This is a genomic window from Candidatus Pelagibacter sp. (assembly GCF_052049815.1).
Classification (GTDB): Bacteria; Pseudomonadota; Alphaproteobacteria; order Pelagibacterales; family Pelagibacteraceae; genus Pelagibacter.
In genome coordinates, this window is sequence record NZ_JBNGZG010000003.1 from 40,963 (window position 1) to 60,182 (window position 19,220).

A 19,220-nucleotide genomic window follows, 5' to 3' on the forward strand; every position below is an offset into this window, starting at 1 on the left:
TAAATGTCAGTTCATCTTAGTTCTCAAAAAATTATTAAAGATTGGATAGATTATAATGATCATATGAATGTAGCTTATTATCTTTTAATTTTTGATAAGTTTGGAGCAGATAATTTAAATAGAATTTTTAAGATGGGTGAAGAGTCTGCAAAAAATACAGGTATGAGCACTATGATTGTTGAAACAAATATAACTTACAATCAAGAACTTAAGCTTGATGATGAAGTAGACATAAACTTATTATATTTTGATCATGATAAAAAAAGACTTCAATACAAAATGGAAATGATAAACAAAAAAGAAGGGTATTTAGCATCAACTTTTGAAGCACTAGCGCTTTATGTGAATTTAAATACTCGTAAAGTTTCAGAATTTGAAGAAGAAAAATTAAAAATAATGAATGAGTTTATAAATAAAAATCAATCAAGATTTGTTAATGAGAATTTAAAATTTTCATCTAAATTAAAGAAATGAAAATAATATTAGAATTATTTGGTGCTAGTAGAGACTTCAGTGACAAAAATATTTTAGAATTTGATTTAAAATCTCAAATAACAATTAAAGATTTTAAAGGTATTCTCTTAAATTTTATTGATGAAACTTTCAATGGAAATGAAAATTTTAAGAAAATAATTAATTCATCTGCTTTTTGTTCTGAGGATAATGAAATTATAAGCGACAATTATAAAATCACAAAAGATCAAAAAATTGGTATTATCCCTCCAATCGGAGGAGGTTAATGCTTCACACTAAAATCATAGACACAGAAAAAGCAAAAATAGAAATTTCTAATGCTGAAAAATTTATTGCCTCATCAAAATTTGGGGCATCAATTTTCTTTACTGGAACAGTCAGAGATTTTAATGAAAATAAAAAAGTCACAGGAATAACATATGATAGCCATGATGCTATGGTTATTAAAAGCTTTAAAGAAATCTATGAAGAAACTGAACAAAAACTTAATATTAAAGACAAAGCAGTATATATTGAACATGTAAAAGGTTACGTAAAACTTGGTGAGATGAGTATTATTATCGCTGTTGCTTGTAAACACAGGGATCAAGCATATGTCTTATCAAGATATATAATTGAGGAAATTAAAAAAAGATCACCAATTTGGAAAAAAGAACATTATGAAAATGAAGATAGTAAATGGCTGAAAGGTAATCCAATAAATAATGAAAAAATTTAAATATTCAGAAATCACACCAGAAAAAATTTATAATAATAGAAGAAAATTTTTAAAAAATTTAGGCTATGGAATTGGTGGTATTGCTTTTGCAAATAGTGCTTTAGCTAATACAGATTTATCTAAGCCAACCTCATATAAAGATATAACTACCTACAATAATTATTATGAGTTTGGTACTGGTAAAGGAGATCCTTATAAAAAATCTCAAGATTTTAAAACAAGACCATGGTCTGTAAGAATTGAAGGTGAAGTTGAAGAACCTATAGACTTATCTATAGAAGAAATTCTAAATTCTTTTCCATCAGAAGAAAGAGTGCAAAGATTAAGATGTGTTGAAGGTTGGTCAATGATTATACCTTGGATGGGTTTTTCTCTAAGTGAATTATTAAAAAAAGTAAAGATTAAACCAGAAGCTAAATTTGTAAAATTCACAAGTGTTTATGATCCTGAAAATATGGTAGGTCAAAGACGAGCAGTTTTAAATTGGCCATACGTTGAAGGATTAAGATTAGATGAAGCAATGCACCCTTTAACAACAGTTGTAACTGGATTATATGGAAAACCATTACCAAATCAAAATGGAGCTCCTCTAAGAATATTTATTCCATGGAAATACGGATTTAAAAGTGGAAAGGCTTTAGTAAAAATAGAATTAGTAAAAAAAATGCCAATGACTGCCTGGATGTGGGCATCACCTAGGGAGTATGGATTTTATTCTAATGTAAATCCAAATGTTAATCATCCAAGATGGTCGCAAGCAACTGAAAGAGTTATTAATGGTGATATTTTTTCTCCAAGAGTAGAAACTTTAATGTTCAATGGATATGGCGATGAGGTTGCTCATCTCTATTCCGGTATGGATTTAAAGAAAAACTTTTAATGAGAAAAATATATAAGCCGTCATTATTTTTTCTTAGTTTAATTCCACTAATAATTATTGTTTATAAAATATTCACTAATAATTTAGGACCTGAACCAATTAAGGAAATTACACATCATACTGGTGAATGGGCATTATTGTTTATTGTATTTACACTTGCAATGTCGCCATTAAAAAAAATTACTAATTTAAACATTTGGATTTCATTTCGAAGGATGTTTGGTTTATTTGCTTTTTTTTATGCATCTTTGCATTTAATGACTTATGTTGGTCTAGATTATCGTTTTGATTTAGAAAATATCTCAAAAGATATACTTACAAAAAAATTTATCTTCATAGGTTTTGCTGCATGGCTGTTATTAGTTCCTCTTACAATTACATCATCAAAAAAAATGATGGGTATTTTGAAACATAACTGGAAAAAACTACATAGATTAACTTATGTAATTGCAATTTTTGCTGTAGTTCATTTTATTTGGTTGGTAAAAAGGGATCTTACAGAACCTTTGATTTATCTATTTATAATTTTAGTTTTACTAGCATTTAGAATAAATTTTAAATTATTCTCAAAAATCAGTTAATTTATCGAAATCTTTAAATATTTTTTCAGACTTAACATTAATTATAGCTGCATCTTTTTTTAATCGTTTAACCATAAACTTTGCTCCAACATCATCCTTAATTTTTTTAAATTTTGACATTATTGATGAGTTAAATCCAATTGGATTGCCAATTTTATTTTTATATTTAAGTAGATGAACAGGGTTATCTTTTTTATCAATAGAGTTATAGATTTTGTTTATATGAGTTTTTTTAATATAAGGCATATCAGATTGAACTATTAAAAAACCTTTAGAAAATTTATTGATTTTTTTAATGCCAGTTTTTATTGATGATGCAATTCCAGATTTATAATTTTTATTTAATATAAATTGAATTTTTTTGTTCTTTATTATTGCTTTTTTAACTAATAAATGTTCGTGACCCAAAACAATTATAATTCTTTTTACTTTGCTTTTTATTAATTGATTCAAAATATGATTTATTAGAACTTTGCCTCTAAAATTTTTAAGTAATTTATTTTCTTTAGGAATTCTTTTTGATTGACCAGCAGCAAGTAAGATTGCTGTAATCATTTCTTGTAAGTTTCAGAGACAAGTTGAGCAATTATAGATAAAGCAATTTCAGGTGCAGATTTACCTCCAAGTTTAATTCCTATTGGTCCATGTATTGAATTTATTTGCTCTTCAGTAAATCCAGCTTCTTTCAATCTTTCACATCTATTTGCGTGTGTTTTTTTACTTCCTAATGCACCAATGTAATAAAATTTATTTTTCAATCCATATTGTAATGCAGGATCATCTATTTTTGGATCATGTGTTAAAGCAATTAGTGCTGTATTTTCGTTTGTATCTAATTCTTCAAAAGCTTCATCTGGCCATTTATTAATTATTTTCATATTGGGGAATCTTTTTTCAGACGCAAAGTATCCTCTTGGATCTATGATAGAAATTTCAAAATTTAAACTTTTTGCAAAATCAACTAAATATTGTGCGATATGTACAGCTCCAACAATCACAACTTTTATTGGTCTTACATAAGATTCAACAAAAATATTTGTTCCATCAATTACACCATTATTTTTTGATTTATAGAAATTTATTATCTGATCTTTATAACTTTCAAACTCTCCAGTTAATTCATTGTCATTATGGTAAATTGTAGAATTTCCATTCTCAAGATTTGTAATTATTGCGAATTCTTTTTTTTGTTTCTTTAGGTTAATAATTTCTTTAAGCAGTGACTGTTTCATTTTTATTTAATCTTACATTGATGCTGTAATTAGGATCAATTCTTTGTTTCAATAATGCTGGTATTATTTCTTTATAAGTTTCAATTAAACCATTTTTGGCTTTAGGTAGTTGATCTTCAAGATGATGATACAATTTTTTTAAATTGTAAGATGGAATAGTTGGATATATGTGATGAACACAATGATATTCCATTTTCCAATATAAAAAACTCAATATTGGATTTAAATGCATATCCCTTGAAGATAATCTGTGATCTTTTACGTTTCTAGCAAGGCCAGCATGTTGGGCAAATGCAACAATTCTATGCATAGTTTTTCCATAAAATATTGGAAGTAACAAAAACAAAACAGGCAACCAAGTTTTAAAAACTATTGAGCTAAATATTATTAAAAGCCAAATTGTTAAATAAATCCTAGAAATTAAAATAGCTCTTGGTTTTGCATTATCTGGAATACACTCTTTCATAACTCTGGTTTCAATACCTAATGAATGCTTAATTATTTCAAAAGAAATGTGATTTTTTAAATATAACAAGTCTGCAAAAGGTATGCAGTTAATTAAAAAACTTTTTGGAGTTTTTTTTAAATCATTGCCATATAAAATTTCATGATCATAGGGATCTTTTGTTGAATATGTATTTTTGTGATGAACAAAATGAGTAAACTTCCACCTTGTTGGTTCGAACATAGCCATAAACGATGATAAATGAAAAAAAATTGAATTTAAAACTTTTGAATTAAAAGCGGTATTGTGACTAGTTTCATGCCAAATTGCATTTACAAAATTATATATATTTCCGTAAACTAAAAACCAAAAAATTGACCAATATGTACCCCATGTAAAATAAGCAACTAAACCCACAGTTAATAAAATAATAAAGTATCCACTTACATGTAATAATCCTTTGATATCAGATTTTTGTGAAAGTTCTTTGAGAATAGATTTATCTATTTTGCACTTAAAATAATTGTTAAGCTCTACTTGCATTAATTAAATTGCTCTAAATAAACAGCTATTTCACCACCACAAGCCAGACCAATCTCCCAAGCACTTTCATTAGAAACTTTAAAATCTAATTTTTTGAATGGTTTGTTGTCTTTTATTAAAGACATAGACTCTCTTACTACCGCAGACTCTACGCATCCTCCAGAAACAGATCCTGAAAAATCACCTTTTTCATTTATGATCATTCTGCTTCCAGTAGGTCTTGGGGATGATCCCCAAGTTTGGATTACTGTAGCTAATACAACTTTTTGATTGGTATTAATCCAATCATTCGCTTCTTCTAGTATTTTTTCATCAAATGAATTTTTCATCTGATGAAATATAAAACTATACTAGCAAGCTTCAACAGCTTTTTTAGCGTATAATGAAACTAGGTTTGCTCTGTATTCAGATGACGCATGCATATCAGAGTTCATTTCACTATCATCAAGTTCCATTCCTTCAATAGCACCTGATGAAAAGTCTGATGAAAGTTTTCCTGATAAGTCTTTATCAATGTAAACACAAGATTTTGCTCCTGTAACAGCTACATTAACTCCATCTTTATGTTTAGCAACAAACACACCCACTATCGCATATCTTGATGCAGGATTAGGATGTTTTTGATAATCAGCTTTTTCTGGAATAGCAAACTCCACTGCCTCAACTATTTCACCTTTTTTTAAAGCAGTTTCAAACATGCCTTTGAAAAATTTACTTGCTTCAATTTTTCTTTCATTGGTATGAATAACTGCATTTAAAGCCATACAAGCTGATGGATAACAAGCTGATGGATCGTTGTTTGATATAGAGCCACCTATTGTTCCTCTATTCCTAACTTGTGCATCACCAATATTACCTGCAAGTTTTGCTAGAGCAGGAATTGCTTTTTTAACATCTTTTGATGAAGCAACATCTGCATGCTTAGTTGTAGCTCCGATTTTAACTGTTTTAGCACTTACTTTGATGCCAGAAAGTTTACTTATTTTCTTTATATCAATTACATCTTTATAAGTTGCTAACCCTAACTTCATTGAAGGAATAGAAGTCATTCCTCCTGCTAAAAAAGCAGAATTAGAAGATGCAAGTTTAGATGCTTCTTTTACATCTTTGGGTGCGTGATAATTAAATGATTTCATAATTAACCTCCTTAAGCTGCTTTAGAGTTAGATTTTTTAAGAGCCTTACAAGCCTTCCAAACTTTTTCAGGTGTAGCTGGCATTGTAATTTCTTGGCCACCCAATGCATCAATGACTGCATTCATTACAGTTGGAGGTGAAGCAATAGCACCTGCTTCTCCACATCCTTTAACACCTAAAGGATTTGATGTTGCGTGTGTACAAGTAAATCCTAGATTAAACTCTGGGAAATTATCAGCTCTAGGCATTGTATAATCCATGTAAGATGCTGTCACTAACTGACCAGTCTCATCGTACTTAGTATTTTCATACAAAGCTTGACCAATTCCTTGTGCTAATCCACCATGAACTTGTCCTTCAACGATATTTGGATTTACTATTCTTCCAAAATCATCAACCGCTGTATATTTCTCAACTTTCACATTTCCAGTTGCAGGATCTATTTCTACTTCACAAATGTGTGAACCTGCTGGAAAAGAAAAGTTTGGTGGATCATAAAATGCAGACTCAATTAAACCTGGCTCATCTCCTTCAGGGATTGGAGACTTCATTTCATCTCTTTGACCTGGAACGTAACATGCAAAAGCAATCTCACCAATAGTTTTCTTTTTATTAGATTTAAGAGCAATAAACTCTCCATCTTTGAACTCGATCTCGTCTTCACTAACTTCAAGCATTTTAGCTGCAACTCTTTTACCTTTTGCAACTATCTTTTTACAAGCATTTACAATTGCAATACCACCTACTGCAAGTGATCTTGAACCATAAGTACCCATACCAAATGTACTCTTATCTGTATCTCCGTGAACTAGATCAATATTTTCAATTGGTACACCTAATTCATCTGCTGCAATTTGAGCAAATGTAGTGTCATGACTTTGTCCATGACTGTGTGAACCTGAAAATACAGAGACTTGACCTGTAGGATTAAATCTTACTTCTGCAGATTCCCATAAACCTACTCCACATCCAAGTGACATTACTGCTGCTGAAGGCGCAATACCACAAGCTTCAAAATAAGAAGAAACTCCAATACCTCGTAACTTACCATTAGCTTCAGATTGTTTTCTTCTGGCTTCAAAGCCAGCATAATCTGCCATCTCTTTTGCTTTTTCAATACCAGCAACATAATCACCTGAGTCTACTGTATGAACTAATGTTTGTTTAAATGGAAATTCAGTTGGGAAGTTTCTTTTTCTCAACTCAATTTTATCAATTCCAAGTTCCATTGCAGCTTTTTCTACTAATCTCTCGATAGTGTAAGTTGCTTCTGGTCTTCCAGCACCTCTGTATGCATCAACTGGTGCTGTGTTTGTATAAACTGCTTTTACATTTGAGTATGCAGCTGGAATTACGTATACACCTGTTGCACAAGGTCCAAATAGATATGTTGGGGTTACTGTTCCAAACACTCTTGCATAAGCACCTAGGTTTGCAATAGTTTCATTTTTAAAACCTAAAAACTTACCATCATTTGTTACAGCAAGTTCAGCATGTGTTACGTGATCTCTTCCGTGAGTATCAGTCAAGAAAGACTCAGTTCTTTCTGCAACCCATTTAATTGGTCTTTCAATTTTTTTTGATGCCCAACTACAAACTATCTCTTCATTGTAAACATTAATTTTAGAACCAAATCCACCTCCAACATCTGGTGCAACTACTCTTAATTTGTTTTCTGGAGCAACACCACCAAATGCAGACATTACTAATCTTGATAGATGAGGGTTTTGACTTGTCGTATACAAAGTTATTTCCTCAGATGCTGTATTGTAATCAACAACACAAGCTCTTGGTTCCATTGCATTTGGAACTAATCTATTATTAATTAAATCAACTTTGATAATTTTGTCAGCTTTTGCAAAAGCTTCATCAACAGCTTTTCTATCTCCTAACAACCAGTCATAACAAAGATTTTTATCTATTCCATCATGAATAGCCTCACTGTTCATTGTTTCAGCTGGATCTACAACTGCTTTTAAAACTTTGTAATCAACTTCAACTTTTTCTGCACCTGCTTTTGCTTCATCTAATGTTTCAGCAAAAACTACAGCAACAGGTTCACCAACAAAGTTTGCAACTTCACCTGCTAATGGTGGATTTGCAGGCACTTTCATTTCTGAACCATCTTCACTTCTAATAGCCCAACCTGCTATTAGTCCTCCAATTTTATCTTCTGCTATTTCTTTTCCTGTTAATACAGACACGACACCAGAAGACTTTAATGCTTTTGATGTATCTACTTTTTTAATTTTTGCTCTCGCATGTGGAGATCTAACAAACACAGCATAAGTCTGATTAGCTATATTGATATCAGCTGTGTATCTTCCTTTTCCTGTTAAAAATCTTTTATCCTCTTTTCTTTCAACTCTTGATCCTACTAAACTTGGCATTTTATTTTCTCCTTATCTTAATTACATTTTTGTTGATGCTTCTTTAACTGCAGCAACAATATTTTGATAACCTGTGCATCTGCATATGTTACCTTCTAACCACTCTCTAATTTCTTTTTCACTAGGATTTTTTTTTGTTTGTAACAAATCTACTGCACTCATAACCATTCCTGGTGTGCAATACCCACATTGTAACCCATGAGTTTTTTTAAATGCTTCTTGCATTGGATGCATTTTTCCATCCTTAGCTAAACCTTCAATTGTGGTTACTTTCGAACCATCAATATCTGCTGCTAATGTTGAACAACTTTTTATAGATTTTCCATCTACATGAACAACACAAGCTCCACATTGACTTGTATCACAGCCAACGTGTGTTCCTGTTAAATTTAGGTTATCCCTTAAAAACACTGATAAAAGCGTATGGTCTGGTACTTCTTTTGTTACCTTTTTGCCATTAACTTCTAAAGTTACTTTAGTCATTAATTACTCCTTCTCTATTACCTTATTCCCTAACAGACATCTGATCATAACTAATATAGAGAAGCAATTGATAAATTGGATGCATTACTACCTAGGGTAGAGATAAATATTAAAAAATTGAGGAAATATTAACTAATTAGAAAATTAAATAAGCGATAATTGCCACAGCTAAACCAATACCAACATAAATGTATATTTTTTGGTTTGATGATTTTTTGTTGGATGAATCTGTTAAATTTTTTTCATCAGATTGTTTTTGATTTGCGCTTTCTTCGCTATCTGAAGGTGTAATTAGTTCTGAAAATTTACCAAAAAAAATATCAGCCATTTTTTTTGCAGTCATATCAATCAGTCTAGCGCCTACTTGTGCAATCTTTCCACCAACATTTGCCTCAACCTCGTATATTAATTTTGTACCTCCATTTTCATCCTCCAACTTTACGCTTGCTTCCCCTGATGCAAAACCAACTGGAGAATTTCCAGATCCTGAAATTTTGTAACTATTTGGTGGATTTAAATCTTTTAGTTCTACATCTCCAGTAAAGCTGGCATTAAAAGGGCCAATTTTATTTGTAGCTTTTGCAGTAAATTCTGTGTCAGAGTTTTTTGTAAACTCTTCACATCCAGGTATAGCTTGTTTTAATATTTCAGGATCATTTAAAGCTTCCCACACTTTTTCTTTAGGTAAATTAATTTGATAAGATCCAGAAAGTTTCATAAAGTATTTATATATAATTTTTATGGACGAGAACACAAAAAAAGAACTTCAATCAGCCGCTTTTGAAAGATTGATAGATCACTTAAGAAACAGAAAAGATGTTCAAAATATAGATCTAATGAACCTTGCAGGCTTTTGTCGAAATTGTTTATCAAAATGGTACCGAGAAGAAGCAGAAAAAAAAGGTATCACTATTTCAGATCCAGATGCTAGAGAACATGTTTATGGAATGCCTTACTCTGAGTGGAAAGAGAAATATCAAAAGTAATTTTCTAATTAAAAGTGATAATTGGTTATCTTAGTTTATTTACTATATCATTTTTAGCAGCAACTATATTACCTCTCTCTTCAGAATTAATGTTAGCTTCAATGCTATCTATTGAAGGTTACAATCGAACTTTGTTAATTATATTTTCAAGCTTAGGAAATATTCTTGGCTCAGTTTTTAATTGGTTATTAGGATTTTATTTCATTAAACTACAAAGTAAAAGTTGGTTTCCATTTAACAATGAACAAATTTCTAAATCTACTTTATGGTTTAAAAAATATGGACAATGGTCATTGTTATTTGCTTGGGTCCCATTAATTGGAGATCCGCTGACATTTGTTTCTGGGACAATGAAAACTAAATTTTTAACTTTTATAATTCTTGTAAGTGTTGGAAAAATTGCCAGATACTTATTTATTTCTCTTTTAATCTAGGAAATAATTCAACAAAATTACAAGGCTTGTGATTAATATCTAATTGATATTTTAATATCTCATCCCATGCATCAGTAACTCCACCCGATGAACCTGGTAAAGCAAATATATATTTACCTTTAGCTAATACTGCACAAGCTCTAGATTGAATAGATGAAGTTCCCACAGATTTAATACTTATGTATCTAAACATTTCACCAAATCCTGGTATATGTTTGTCAGCAATATCATTTAAAGCTTCAGGTGTTATATCTCTTCCTGTAAGACCTGTGCCACCAGTTGTTATAATTACATCTATATCTTTTTCTTTTATCCATTCATTAATTATTGATTTAATATCTTCTTTATTATCTTTACAAATTTTTCTATCAGCTAGATTGTGATTTGCTTCTTCAATTTTTTTTACAAGTATTCCACCAGATTTATCATTTTCAAAAGTTCTGGTGTCTGTAACTGTTAATAATGCTATGTTAACTTTCATAAAATAAATATGTTTATACTATCTATATTATTCTTTGTAACTGCAATTTTGTACTCTAGTGTTGGCTTTGGCGGTGGCTCAACATACTTAGCACTTCTACTTATTTGGGATGTTCCTTATTATATCTTTCCAGTAATAGCATTGTTTTGTAACGTTATCGTTGTTTCCGGAAACTCAATTAATTATGTGCGGGCTGGCAATCTAAATCGAAGATTAATAATTCCTTATTTAATAGGTTCTATTCCGTTTGCTTTCTTAGGTGGTTCAATAAATATTGATAAATACATTTTTGAAATTTTATTATTTTTTGTATTAAGTGTTGCTGGGATATTGCTATTAATAAATAGTAATTCTTTTAAGTCTGAAAATATAAAAATTAATAAAATTAATAACTTTATATCTATCTTAATTGGTTCAATGCTCGGCTTTATCTCAGGTATAGTCGGTATAGGAGGTGGAATTTTTTTAAGCCCAATACTTTTTTTAATGAAAGCTGGGTATCCAAAACAAATTGCAACAACAGCATCTCTTTTTATTTTAATAAATTCTATTTCGGGAATATTGGGTCAATTAACAAAAGAAAACGTAATAAATGAGATTTTAAATTACTGGCCTCTTTTTATTGTTGTTTTAATAGGTGGTCAACTTGGGAACCTCTTAAATCTTAGATTTTTATCCAATAAAATTCTTGCTGTAATGACCTCTCTATTAGTTATATTTGTGGCAATTAGATTAGGTTTAAGATTATTAAGTTAAGGTTGATAATACGAAAAAGTACTATAATTAAAACGTGTGAAAAATATTAAACCATTCGGACCGTCTATTGGGATAACAAAAATTTCAAGAGGATTGATTAATAAGTTAAATAATCAATTAGATAAAAAATCTTCATATAAACAAATTGATTATTCATCAAAACTTGCAAGCCAAATTAAAAATGAAGTTCTTCTCTCAAAAAAATTTGTTGAACAAAATATTTCATCTGAACTAAAAAAAATTATCAAAAATTTTCTCCATAAAGAAAATGTGAAAAATGTAAAAGATATTAAGATAAAATCTCTATGGATTGTAAGACAATTTAAAGGGGAATATAATCCTATTCATTATCATCAAGGTGACTTGTCTGGGGTTGGTTATCTTAAACTTCCTAAAAATTTTTCAATCAATAGGAATGTTAAGAATAAGAAGATTAGAACTAATGGAACTATTGATTTTATTAACGGACAAAAAGGTTTTTTGAATAAAAGTATATTCAACTTTGTGCCGAAAGTAGGAAACTTAATTATTTTTCCAAATTATTTAATGCACACCGCATATCCTTTTAATGTTGATGGTGAGCGAAGGTCTTTTTCATTTAATGCTTCAATAATTTATAAAAGATAAATGGAAATAGATTATTTTAAAAAAGTAAGAATTCTTGATGGTGGTATGGGTCAAGAACTTTTAGCAAGAGGAATGAAGCCCAATGGAACTTTATGGAGTGCAAATGCTTTATTGGATAAAAATTATCATGAATTATTGTTAAATACACATCTAGATTATATTAAATCAGGAGCCGATGTAATTTGCACAACAACATTCACAACAAGAAGAGTAAGATTGAGAGATAATGGCGTTGAAGATAAGTTTGAATATCTTAATAAAAAAGCTGGTGAAATAGCAAAAAAGGCTCAAGAAAAATATCCTCATATCAAAATTGCTGGTGAGTTACCTCCACAAAATTTTACTTATGAGGCTGATAATCGTGAGACTGATTTAATTACAAAAAGTTTTAATGAACAGGCAAAAATACTTAACCCTTATGTAGATTTTTTTATCTTACATGTATTAAGTAGTATTAAAGAATTTGAATGTGCGATAGAAGCTATCAAAGAATTTAAAAAACCATATTTAATTGGAATACATATATCTGAAGGTACTAAACTTCCAAGTGGAGAAAAAATTTCAGATATTACAAAAGTATTTGATGAAAATTTATTAGGAGTAATTTTAACTTGTATTTCTCCTGAAAACTTTGAACAAAATTTTAATGAACTTGAAAATTTAAATATCCCATGTGGTTTTAAGTTTAATGCTTTTGAAACAACTCAACCAAAAGACGGATACACAGCTAGTTATGGAAAAAGTAATGGTAATCCAAATGAATTTTTAGGACAAAGAAAAGATTTAACTCCAGAAGTAATTGCTAAAATAGCCAAAAAATTCAAAGAGAGTGGTGCTACAATACTTGGTGGCTGTTGTGAAACAACACCTGCTCACATAGAGGCTATTAAAAAAATAATTTAGCTTTTAGTTAACCCAGCTTTTTTTACAAAATAAATTCCAATAATAACAGCAACTAATGCCACTAAAACTTTCACTGTAATTAATTCTTTTAAAAAGATGTAACTCAAAATAACACCAAAAATTGGAATTAAATATGAAACTTGAGACTGAAAGATTAATCCGTTAGTTGTTAAAATTCTAAATCTTAATAACCATGCAATTCCAGTTGAAACAAGACCTAAATAAATTACAGAGATAGTCGAGTCTAATCTTGGAACAATTTTCCAAGGTTGTTCAATAAAACATACCAAAGGTATTAAAATTATCGTAGCCCAAATTAATATTGAACCTGTTACATTTTCATTTTTCTTTTTACTAATTTTTAAAGTAAGAACTCCTCCAATAACATAACAAGTAGATCCTAATAAGATTAATAATGCAGAACCAAAATTATTCTCATTGATTAAAAAATTATCAGAAAATAAATATACGATACCTGAAAAACCAATTAACACTCCTATAGTTCTAGTAAAATTAAATTTTTCATTCTTGGTATAAAAATGACCAAGAACAGTTGAGCTTAAAGTTGTTGAAGACATTAAAATTGCAGCTAAATTACTTTGAACAGATTTAACGCCATATGCGATTAAGAAAAAAGGCGCAACAAGGTTTATAAAACCTATTAATGCAAACCACTGCCAATCTTTAGAAAAAGCTTCTATCTTTATTTTGTTAATATAACAAATTAACAATACAGGTAGAGCACCAAAAAAAACTCTTAAAAAAGCAATAGTAACGGGACCAAATGAATAAGTTGCAATTTTAATATTAAAAAAAGCAGAAGCCCAAATAACTGCTAGCAGTGTCAATAAACTGTAATCAATTAATTTTGGTTCTCTCATTCAACTATATCTTCAGCTTTACCTTTGGTCATTTTTAGTAAATCATTATAATTAATCTTAAATACTGCATTAGGATGACCTGCTGCACCAAATATGTCAGAAAATCTCTCTAGATTTTTATCTATATAAATATCACATTCTTTTAGGTGGCCAACTGGTGACACGCCACCAATTGTGTAACCTGTATTTTCTTTAACATCTTCTGGAGATGCCATTGAAACATCTTTTTCATTAAGTATCTTTTTTAATTTATTCAGAGAGCACCTATTGTCTCCAGCAACTAAACCGAGGATGAATTTGTCTCCAGCTTTAAACAATAGGCTTTTAACAATAGCTCCTACTTCACAACCCAAAGCTGTAGCCGCATCTTGTGCTGTCCTAGCTGATTGTTCAAGACAAACAACTTCTAATTTTTCATCAAATGTTTTAAGTGATTTCTCTGCTCTTTTTACAGGTTCTTTATCTAAAATTGCATTCATAATTAGCTATCTATGTAATTTTTGCATAGGTGTTATTTATTAAAAGAGCAATATTTATAAACTTTTTTTTGCTAAGAACCACCAAAATCAAAAGGAGTTAAAATGAGTGCAAGTAATGTTTTAAAATTTATTAAAGAAAAAGAAGCTGAATTTGTTGATCTAAGATTTACAGATCCAAGAGGAAAATTACAACACCTAACAATGGATGCAGGAATTGTTGATGAAGATATGATCAATGAGGGTGTGTTTTTTGATGGTTCATCAATTGCGGGTTGGAAAGCAATTAACGAGTCAGACATGATTTTAAAACCAGATACTTCTAGAATGTTCATGGATCCTTTTACATCACATAACACAGTAGTTCTATTCTGTGATATCTTAGATGCAATAAAGAAAACTCCTTATGAAAGAGATCCAAGAGGTGTAGCTAAAAAAGCTGAAGAATACCTAAAAGCTTCAGGTATAGGTGATAAAGCATTCTTTGGTCCAGAGCCAGAATTTTTTGTTTTTGATGATGTAAGAATTAAAAATGATATGAACGAAGCGGGATTTAAAATAGACAGTAAAGAAGGACCTTATAACTCAGGTAAAGAATACGAGAATGGAAACATGGGTCACAGACCTGGAGTTAAAGGTGGATACTTCCCTGTTCCTCCTGTTGATAGTGAACAAGACATGAGAGGTGAATATTTAAAAAGCTTAAAAGATGTTGGTATAAAAGTTGAAAAGCATCACCACGAAGTAGCTCCAAGTCAACATGAGCTAGGTATGTACTTTGGAACATTAGTTGATCAAGCAGATAATGTTCAACTTTATAAATATGTTGTACAAATGGTAACTCATTCATTTGGAAAAACTGCAACGTTTATGCCTAAGCCTGTTGCTGGTGATAATGGATCAGGTATGCATATTCATCAATCAATTTGGAAAGGTGATACACCAGTATTCTCAGGAGATGCGTATTCAGGATTATCTGAAACTGCATTACATTATATCGGTGGTATATTAAAACACGCTAAAGCAATTAATGCTTTTGCTAACTCAACAACAAACAGTTACAAAAGGTTAATTCCAGGATTTGAAGCGCCAGTATTACTTGCTTACTCAGCAAGAAATAGATCTGCTTCATGTCGTATACCAATTACATTGAGTAAAAAAGGTGCAAGATGTGAAATTAGATTTCCAGATGCTGCTGGTAATCCTTATCTAACTTTTGCAGCTATGCTTATGGCTGGATTAGATGGTATTAAAAATAAAATTCATCCAGGTGAGTCATTTGATAAAGATTTGTATGAATTGCCAGCTGAAGAAGTTAATAAAATTCCAACTGTTTGTGGATCTTTAAGAGAAGCAATGGAGAGTTTAGATAAAGATAGAGAATTCTTAACTCAAGGTGGAGTATTTACTGATGATCAGATTGATGCTTATATCGCTCTAAAGTTTGAGGAAATTCACAAGTTTGAACATGCACCTCATCCTGTAGAGTTTGAGATGTACTACAGTAGTTAATATAATTACTGTCTAGTTGTAGCAACTGTATCTTTGTTAATACCTTTTTTAACAACGTAGTCCTGTGTGCCGTTAGCACCAGTTTCTACTTCCTTACGCAAATCCTTTAAAAAAGTTTTTTGCTTTAAGGTGTCTCTTAAAGATTTAACTAAGTTTTTAAATTCAAATTTGTTCATGATTCAGATATTACATCAGATATGCATATAATGCAATACTGCTATGCTATAAGTGGGACAATTCAACCTAAGGTTTTTTAGACCTTAAAAGACTCTCCACAACCGCATCTTTCAGTTTCATTTGGATTATTAAATACAAAAGATGAGGAAAATTCCTCTTTTTTATAGTCCATTTCTGTGCCTAAAAGATAAAGAACAGCTGCAGAGTCTATAAAAACTTTAACACCTTTTTCTTCTACAATCTCGTCTGCTGGATTAGCTTCTTTAGTGTATTCCATCACATAAGACATTCCAGCACAACCACCTGATTTTACAGAAACTCTTACACCTAAAGCGTCTTTTTCAGCGTTAGACATAATTTCTTTAATTCTATCCGCTGCGTTATCACTTAGCTTAATAATTTGTGTCATTACAAATTTAACTCCAATTTAGCAGCCTCTGACATCATATCTTTTGTCCAAGGTGGGTCCCATACTAACTCAAGATCAACATCTTCTATTTCCTCTACTTGCATTGCTCCGTCTTTAACTTCTTTAGGTAAACTTTCAGCCACAGGACAATTTGGTGTTGTTAATGTCATTTTAATTTTTGCTTTCTTATCTTCAACTTGAATGTCATAGATTAATCCAAGTTCATAAATATTTACAGGTAACTCAGGATCATAAATTTTTCTAATCTCTTCTATGATTTTTTCTTTTATATTCATAATTTAATTTTCAGTATTTATTTCTTCTTGTTTGTTATCAATTGCTGAAACAAGTGTATGCCATGATAATGTTGCACATTTAACTCTCATTGGATACTGCTTTACTCCTGACAAACACATTAATTTTGTTTTTTCATCTTCTTTAAGTTTATCTGATTTTAAATCAGGATTTTCTTTTATCATTCCTAAAAAATCTTCAACTATCTCTTTAACTTCAACTTCTTCTTTTCCTCTAACTAGATCAGTCATGATTGATGCTGAAGCCATTGAAATAGCACAACCACTTCCCTCAAAAGAAATATCTTCAACTTTTTTATTTTCATTTAATTTCAAATAGACATGAACATTGTCTCCACATAATGGATTATTTCCTTTTGCATCTTTATTAAAATTTTCTGTCTTTCTTAGATTTCTTGGATTTTTACCATGATCTAAAATTATTTCTTGATATAATTCTTTTAAGTTCATTATATGTTAAAAACCTTTTTACAATTATTAATAGCCTCATTTAGTTTATCTAAATCATCTTTAGTATTATAAACACCCAAAGAAGCTCTTGCGCTTGCTGGTATTTCTAATTTGTCATGAAGAACTTGACAACAGTGATGTCCAGCTCTTATAGCAACACCATCTTCATCTAATATTGTTGCTATATCATGTGGATGTACTCCTTCGATTGTAAATGAAAGAACACCCCCTTTATTCTTAGGGTTACCTAATAATTTTACAGAATTATTTTTTTTCAAAATTTCCTGACCATATTCAACTAATTCTTTTTCATGTTTCATAATGTTTTCAATACCTATTGCTTCAAGAAATTTTATTGACTGATCAAATGCTATCACTTGAGCAGTAGCCATTGTGCCAGCTTCATATTTGTTTGGTAAATCTCCATACGTAATTCTATCTTTCTTTACTTCTCTGATCATTCCACCTCCTCCTTGATAAGGAGGTAATTGCTCTAACCATTTTTTTTTGCCATACAAAACACCTAAGCCAGTAGGCCCATACATTTTATGACAAGAAATTGCATAAAAATCGCAATCCAAATCTTGCATATCTAATTTTAAATGAGGAGCCCCCTGACAACCATCAACAACAACAATGATACCTTTTGAATGAGCTAATTGAGTTATTTCTTTAATTGGGAGTATTGCGCCTGTCACATTTGACAAATGAGTAATTGAAATTACTTTTGTTTTATTAGTAATTAATTTTTCAATATTCTCGATTGGGACCTCTCCATCTTCATTTATCTCAGCAAAATTAATTTTAATATTTTTTGATTTTCTTAAAAAATGCCAGGGAACATAATTTGAATGATGTTCTAATTCAGTAATAATTACCTCATCTCCAGGTTCAAGCACTGTTTGACCCAATGTATTAGCAACTAAATTTAGTGCCTCTGTAGCCCCTTTAGTGAATACAATTTCATTTTTATCTTTAGCATTTATGTACTTTTGGACAGAAGTCCTTGTATTTTCATACAAATTTGTAGCTGCAACAGCCAAATAATGAACACTCCTTCCCACATTTGAAAATTGCTTTGAATAAAATTCATTAATTCGATCTAATACTATTTTTGGTTTTTGAGAAGAGTTTGCGCTATCTAAATAAACGAGATCATTATTTTGAATTTTTTCGTCAAAAATTGGAAACTCTTTTTTAATATCCTTAATATTCATCGCTTATTCCTAATAATTTTTTAACAAAATCTTTAATGTCGTTATCTGTAATTTTTTCAACTACTTCAGCCACATAGCCATTAATCAATAATTGTTTTGATTGTTTGTAAGTCAGTCCTCTAGACATAAGATAGAAAATTGAATTTTCATCAATATTACCTGAAGTTGAGCCATGCGAGCACTTTACATCATCTGCGTATATTTCAAGTTCTGGTTTTGCATTAAACTCTGTGTCTTCATTTAAAAGCAGCGCTCTACTAAGTTGATATCCATCAGTTTTTTGAGCTTTAGAATCCACAAAAATCTTTCCTTGATAAATCCCTTTTGAACTATCGTTTAATACACATTTTATTAGTTGATAACTTTTGCAGTTTTCCTCATTGTGATTAACTACTGTCTTTATCTCGTGATGGTTCTCATTCTCAAGATTAATAATTCCATTAATAAAAATAGATCCATGATCTTTATTTAGTGAGCAATTTATTTCATTTTTCAAAAACTTTGCTCCAGCTGATAGAATAAAATATTCACAATGACTATTTTTATTCAAATCAATATTACTAAATGAATAATTCATATTCGTATTATTTTTGTAATTTAAAGAATAAAATTTTAAAATAGCATTATCACTCAAATAAATGTTCTGACTATTATTTGAAAAACTATTTATTGAATTTTCATTTGATAAATTAATAATTTTTAATGAACTATCTTT

General features: G+C 30.2%; 28 protein-coding genes. 11 read left to right on the forward strand and 17 right to left on the reverse strand.

Features of this window, described 5'->3' with window-relative positions; all coding sequences use genetic code 11:
* Window positions 1-3: 3 nt before the first annotated feature.
* From ACTT9D_RS01260 to ACTT9D_RS01280, 5 genes are read left to right on the forward strand one after another with little or no spacing between them, the layout of a single operon-like run.
* Window positions 4-474 (forward strand): thioesterase family protein, encoded by a 471-nt coding sequence (locus ACTT9D_RS01260; protein WP_440930073.1) that lies wholly within the window; start codon window positions 4-6, stop codon window positions 472-474.
* Window positions 471-740 carry a molybdopterin biosynthesis protein MoeD gene (locus tag ACTT9D_RS01265; RefSeq protein ID WP_440930074.1) on the forward strand — a complete coding sequence of 90 codons (270 nt, stop codon included), beginning with the start codon at window positions 471-473 and terminating at the stop codon, window positions 738-740. Before ACTT9D_RS01260 ends, ACTT9D_RS01265 begins: the two co-directional genes overlap by 4 nt.
* A complete protein-coding gene (locus ACTT9D_RS01270) occupies window positions 740-1,192 on the forward strand; it encodes a molybdopterin synthase catalytic subunit (protein ID WP_440930075.1) in 453 nt (150 codons plus the stop codon). Before ACTT9D_RS01265 ends, ACTT9D_RS01270 begins: the two co-directional genes overlap by 1 nt.
* Window positions 1,179-2,072 (forward strand): protein-methionine-sulfoxide reductase catalytic subunit MsrP, encoded by an 894-nt coding sequence (gene msrP / locus ACTT9D_RS01275; protein ID WP_440930076.1) that lies wholly within the window; start codon window positions 1,179-1,181, stop codon window positions 2,070-2,072. The genes ACTT9D_RS01270 and msrP overlap by 14 nt, the downstream gene beginning before the upstream one ends.
* On the forward strand, window positions 2,072-2,653 hold the full coding sequence (locus ACTT9D_RS01280; protein ID WP_440930077.1) for a sulfite oxidase heme-binding subunit YedZ: 582 nt from the start codon (window positions 2,072-2,074) through the stop codon (window positions 2,651-2,653). The genes msrP and ACTT9D_RS01280 overlap by 1 nt, the downstream gene beginning before the upstream one ends.
* Here ACTT9D_RS01280 and ACTT9D_RS01285 read toward each other — a convergent pair.
* The 8 genes from ACTT9D_RS01285 to ACTT9D_RS01320 all read right to left on the reverse strand — a co-directional run bounded on the left by ACTT9D_RS01285 (window position 2,639) and on the right by ACTT9D_RS01320 (window position 9,600).
* Window positions 2,639-3,208, reverse strand: coding sequence for a nucleotidyltransferase family protein (locus ACTT9D_RS01285; protein WP_440930078.1), 570 nt, complete (start codon window positions 3,206-3,208; stop codon window positions 2,639-2,641). The genes ACTT9D_RS01280 and ACTT9D_RS01285 overlap by 15 nt on opposite strands.
* The gene (locus ACTT9D_RS01290; RefSeq protein WP_440930079.1) at window positions 3,205-3,885 is read right to left on the reverse strand and encodes an XdhC family protein; all 681 of its coding nucleotides are present in this window, start codon (window positions 3,883-3,885) and stop codon (window positions 3,205-3,207) included. The genes ACTT9D_RS01285 and ACTT9D_RS01290 overlap by 4 nt, the downstream gene beginning before the upstream one ends.
* Entirely contained in the window at window positions 3,866-4,873 is a 1,008-nt protein-coding gene (locus ACTT9D_RS01295) for a fatty acid desaturase (protein ID WP_440930080.1), read from the reverse strand. Before ACTT9D_RS01295 ends, ACTT9D_RS01290 begins: the two co-directional genes overlap by 20 nt.
* Complete coding sequence (locus ACTT9D_RS01300) at window positions 4,873-5,202, reverse strand: XdhC family protein (protein WP_440930081.1); 330 nt, start codon at window positions 5,200-5,202, stop codon at window positions 4,873-4,875. The genes ACTT9D_RS01295 and ACTT9D_RS01300 overlap by 1 nt, the downstream gene beginning before the upstream one ends.
* Before the next feature lie 21 nt (window positions 5,203-5,223).
* Window positions 5,224-6,009, reverse strand: a complete 786-nt coding sequence (locus ACTT9D_RS01305) for an FAD binding domain-containing protein (RefSeq protein ID WP_014952944.1) — start codon at window positions 6,007-6,009, stop codon at window positions 5,224-5,226.
* Between the two features lie 11 nt (window positions 6,010-6,020).
* Window positions 6,021-8,399: a xanthine dehydrogenase family protein molybdopterin-binding subunit gene (locus ACTT9D_RS01310; protein ID WP_440930082.1), complete on the reverse strand. Its 2,379-nt coding sequence runs from the start codon at window positions 8,397-8,399 to the stop codon at window positions 6,021-6,023.
* A gap of 21 nt (window positions 8,400-8,420) precedes the next feature.
* Window positions 8,421-8,882 carry a (2Fe-2S)-binding protein gene (locus ACTT9D_RS01315; protein WP_440930083.1) on the reverse strand — a complete coding sequence of 154 codons (462 nt, stop codon included), beginning with the start codon at window positions 8,880-8,882 and terminating at the stop codon, window positions 8,421-8,423.
* A 136-nt stretch (window positions 8,883-9,018) separates the two neighbouring features.
* Window positions 9,019-9,600 (reverse strand): SRPBCC family protein, encoded by a 582-nt coding sequence (locus tag ACTT9D_RS01320; protein ID WP_440930084.1) that lies wholly within the window; start codon window positions 9,598-9,600, stop codon window positions 9,019-9,021.
* Window positions 9,601-9,622: 22 nt separating this feature from the next.
* On the opposite strand from ACTT9D_RS01320, the gene ACTT9D_RS01325 reads away from it, so the two are divergent.
* On the forward strand, window positions 9,623-9,868 hold the full coding sequence (locus tag ACTT9D_RS01325; RefSeq protein ID WP_440930085.1) for a DUF1244 domain-containing protein: 246 nt from the start codon (window positions 9,623-9,625) through the stop codon (window positions 9,866-9,868).
* A gap of 14 nt (window positions 9,869-9,882) precedes the next feature.
* A complete protein-coding gene (locus ACTT9D_RS01330) occupies window positions 9,883-10,302 on the forward strand; it encodes a YqaA family protein (RefSeq protein WP_440930086.1) in 420 nt (139 codons plus the stop codon).
* Here the strand turns inward: ACTT9D_RS01330 and moaB are convergent.
* Complete coding sequence (gene moaB / locus ACTT9D_RS01335; protein WP_440930087.1) at window positions 10,283-10,783, reverse strand: molybdenum cofactor biosynthesis protein B; 501 nt, start codon at window positions 10,781-10,783, stop codon at window positions 10,283-10,285. The genes ACTT9D_RS01330 and moaB overlap by 20 nt on opposite strands.
* A 9-nt stretch (window positions 10,784-10,792) precedes the next feature.
* Here moaB and ACTT9D_RS01340 point away from each other — a divergent pair, with 9 nt between their 5' ends.
* The 3 genes from ACTT9D_RS01340 to ACTT9D_RS01350 are packed head-to-tail and all read left to right on the forward strand — an operon-like array spanning window position 10,793 to window position 13,069.
* Window positions 10,793-11,539 carry a sulfite exporter TauE/SafE family protein gene (locus ACTT9D_RS01340; RefSeq protein WP_440930088.1) on the forward strand — a complete coding sequence of 249 codons (747 nt, stop codon included), beginning with the start codon at window positions 10,793-10,795 and terminating at the stop codon, window positions 11,537-11,539.
* Window positions 11,540-11,575: 36 nt separating this feature from the next.
* Window positions 11,576-12,166 (forward strand): putative 2OG-Fe(II) oxygenase, encoded by a 591-nt coding sequence (locus ACTT9D_RS01345; protein ID WP_440930089.1) that lies wholly within the window; start codon window positions 11,576-11,578, stop codon window positions 12,164-12,166.
* The gene (locus ACTT9D_RS01350) at window positions 12,167-13,069 is read left to right on the forward strand and encodes a homocysteine S-methyltransferase family protein (RefSeq protein WP_440930090.1); all 903 of its coding nucleotides are present in this window, start codon (window positions 12,167-12,169) and stop codon (window positions 13,067-13,069) included.
* Here ACTT9D_RS01350 and ACTT9D_RS01355 read toward each other — a convergent pair.
* Together ACTT9D_RS01355 and ACTT9D_RS01360 are read right to left on the reverse strand one after the other, a co-directional pair.
* Complete coding sequence (locus ACTT9D_RS01355) at window positions 13,066-13,950, reverse strand: DMT family transporter (protein WP_440930091.1); 885 nt, start codon at window positions 13,948-13,950, stop codon at window positions 13,066-13,068. The genes ACTT9D_RS01350 and ACTT9D_RS01355 overlap by 4 nt on opposite strands.
* Window positions 13,947-14,429, reverse strand: coding sequence for a YbaK/EbsC family protein (locus tag ACTT9D_RS01360; RefSeq protein ID WP_440930092.1), 483 nt, complete (start codon window positions 14,427-14,429; stop codon window positions 13,947-13,949). Before ACTT9D_RS01360 ends, ACTT9D_RS01355 begins: the two co-directional genes overlap by 4 nt.
* 102 nt (window positions 14,430-14,531) lie before the next feature.
* On the opposite strand from ACTT9D_RS01360, the gene glnA reads away from it, so the two are divergent.
* Window positions 14,532-15,938, forward strand: a complete 1,407-nt coding sequence (gene glnA, locus ACTT9D_RS01365; RefSeq protein ID WP_014952931.1) for a type I glutamate--ammonia ligase — start codon at window positions 14,532-14,534, stop codon at window positions 15,936-15,938.
* Window positions 15,939-15,943: 5 nt separating this feature from the next.
* Here the strand turns inward: glnA and ACTT9D_RS01370 are convergent, their stop codons facing one another.
* The 6 genes from ACTT9D_RS01370 to ACTT9D_RS01395 all read right to left on the reverse strand — a co-directional run.
* Window positions 15,944-16,114 carry a hypothetical protein gene (locus ACTT9D_RS01370; protein ID WP_014952930.1) on the reverse strand — a complete coding sequence of 57 codons (171 nt, stop codon included), beginning with the start codon at window positions 16,112-16,114 and terminating at the stop codon, window positions 15,944-15,946.
* A 77-nt stretch (window positions 16,115-16,191) separates the two neighbouring features.
* The gene (locus ACTT9D_RS01375; RefSeq protein WP_440930093.1) at window positions 16,192-16,524 is read right to left on the reverse strand and encodes a HesB/IscA family protein; all 333 of its coding nucleotides are present in this window, start codon (window positions 16,522-16,524) and stop codon (window positions 16,192-16,194) included.
* Window positions 16,524-16,820 (reverse strand): iron-sulfur cluster assembly protein, encoded by a 297-nt coding sequence (locus tag ACTT9D_RS01380; protein ID WP_440930094.1) that lies wholly within the window; start codon window positions 16,818-16,820, stop codon window positions 16,524-16,526. The genes ACTT9D_RS01375 and ACTT9D_RS01380 overlap by 1 nt, the downstream gene beginning before the upstream one ends.
* Window positions 16,821-16,823: 3 nt before the next feature.
* Window positions 16,824-17,288 (reverse strand): Fe-S cluster assembly sulfur transfer protein SufU, encoded by a 465-nt coding sequence (gene sufU / locus ACTT9D_RS01385; RefSeq protein ID WP_440930095.1) that lies wholly within the window; start codon window positions 17,286-17,288, stop codon window positions 16,824-16,826.
* The gene (locus ACTT9D_RS01390; RefSeq protein WP_440930096.1) at window positions 17,288-18,505 is read right to left on the reverse strand and encodes an aminotransferase class V-fold PLP-dependent enzyme; all 1,218 of its coding nucleotides are present in this window, start codon (window positions 18,503-18,505) and stop codon (window positions 17,288-17,290) included. The genes sufU and ACTT9D_RS01390 overlap by 1 nt, the downstream gene beginning before the upstream one ends.
* A partial coding sequence (locus tag ACTT9D_RS01395; RefSeq protein ID WP_440930097.1) for a SufB/SufD family protein occupies window positions 18,495-19,220 on the reverse strand: 726 nt, incomplete at its 5' end. The genes ACTT9D_RS01395 and ACTT9D_RS01390, both read right to left, overlap by 11 nt.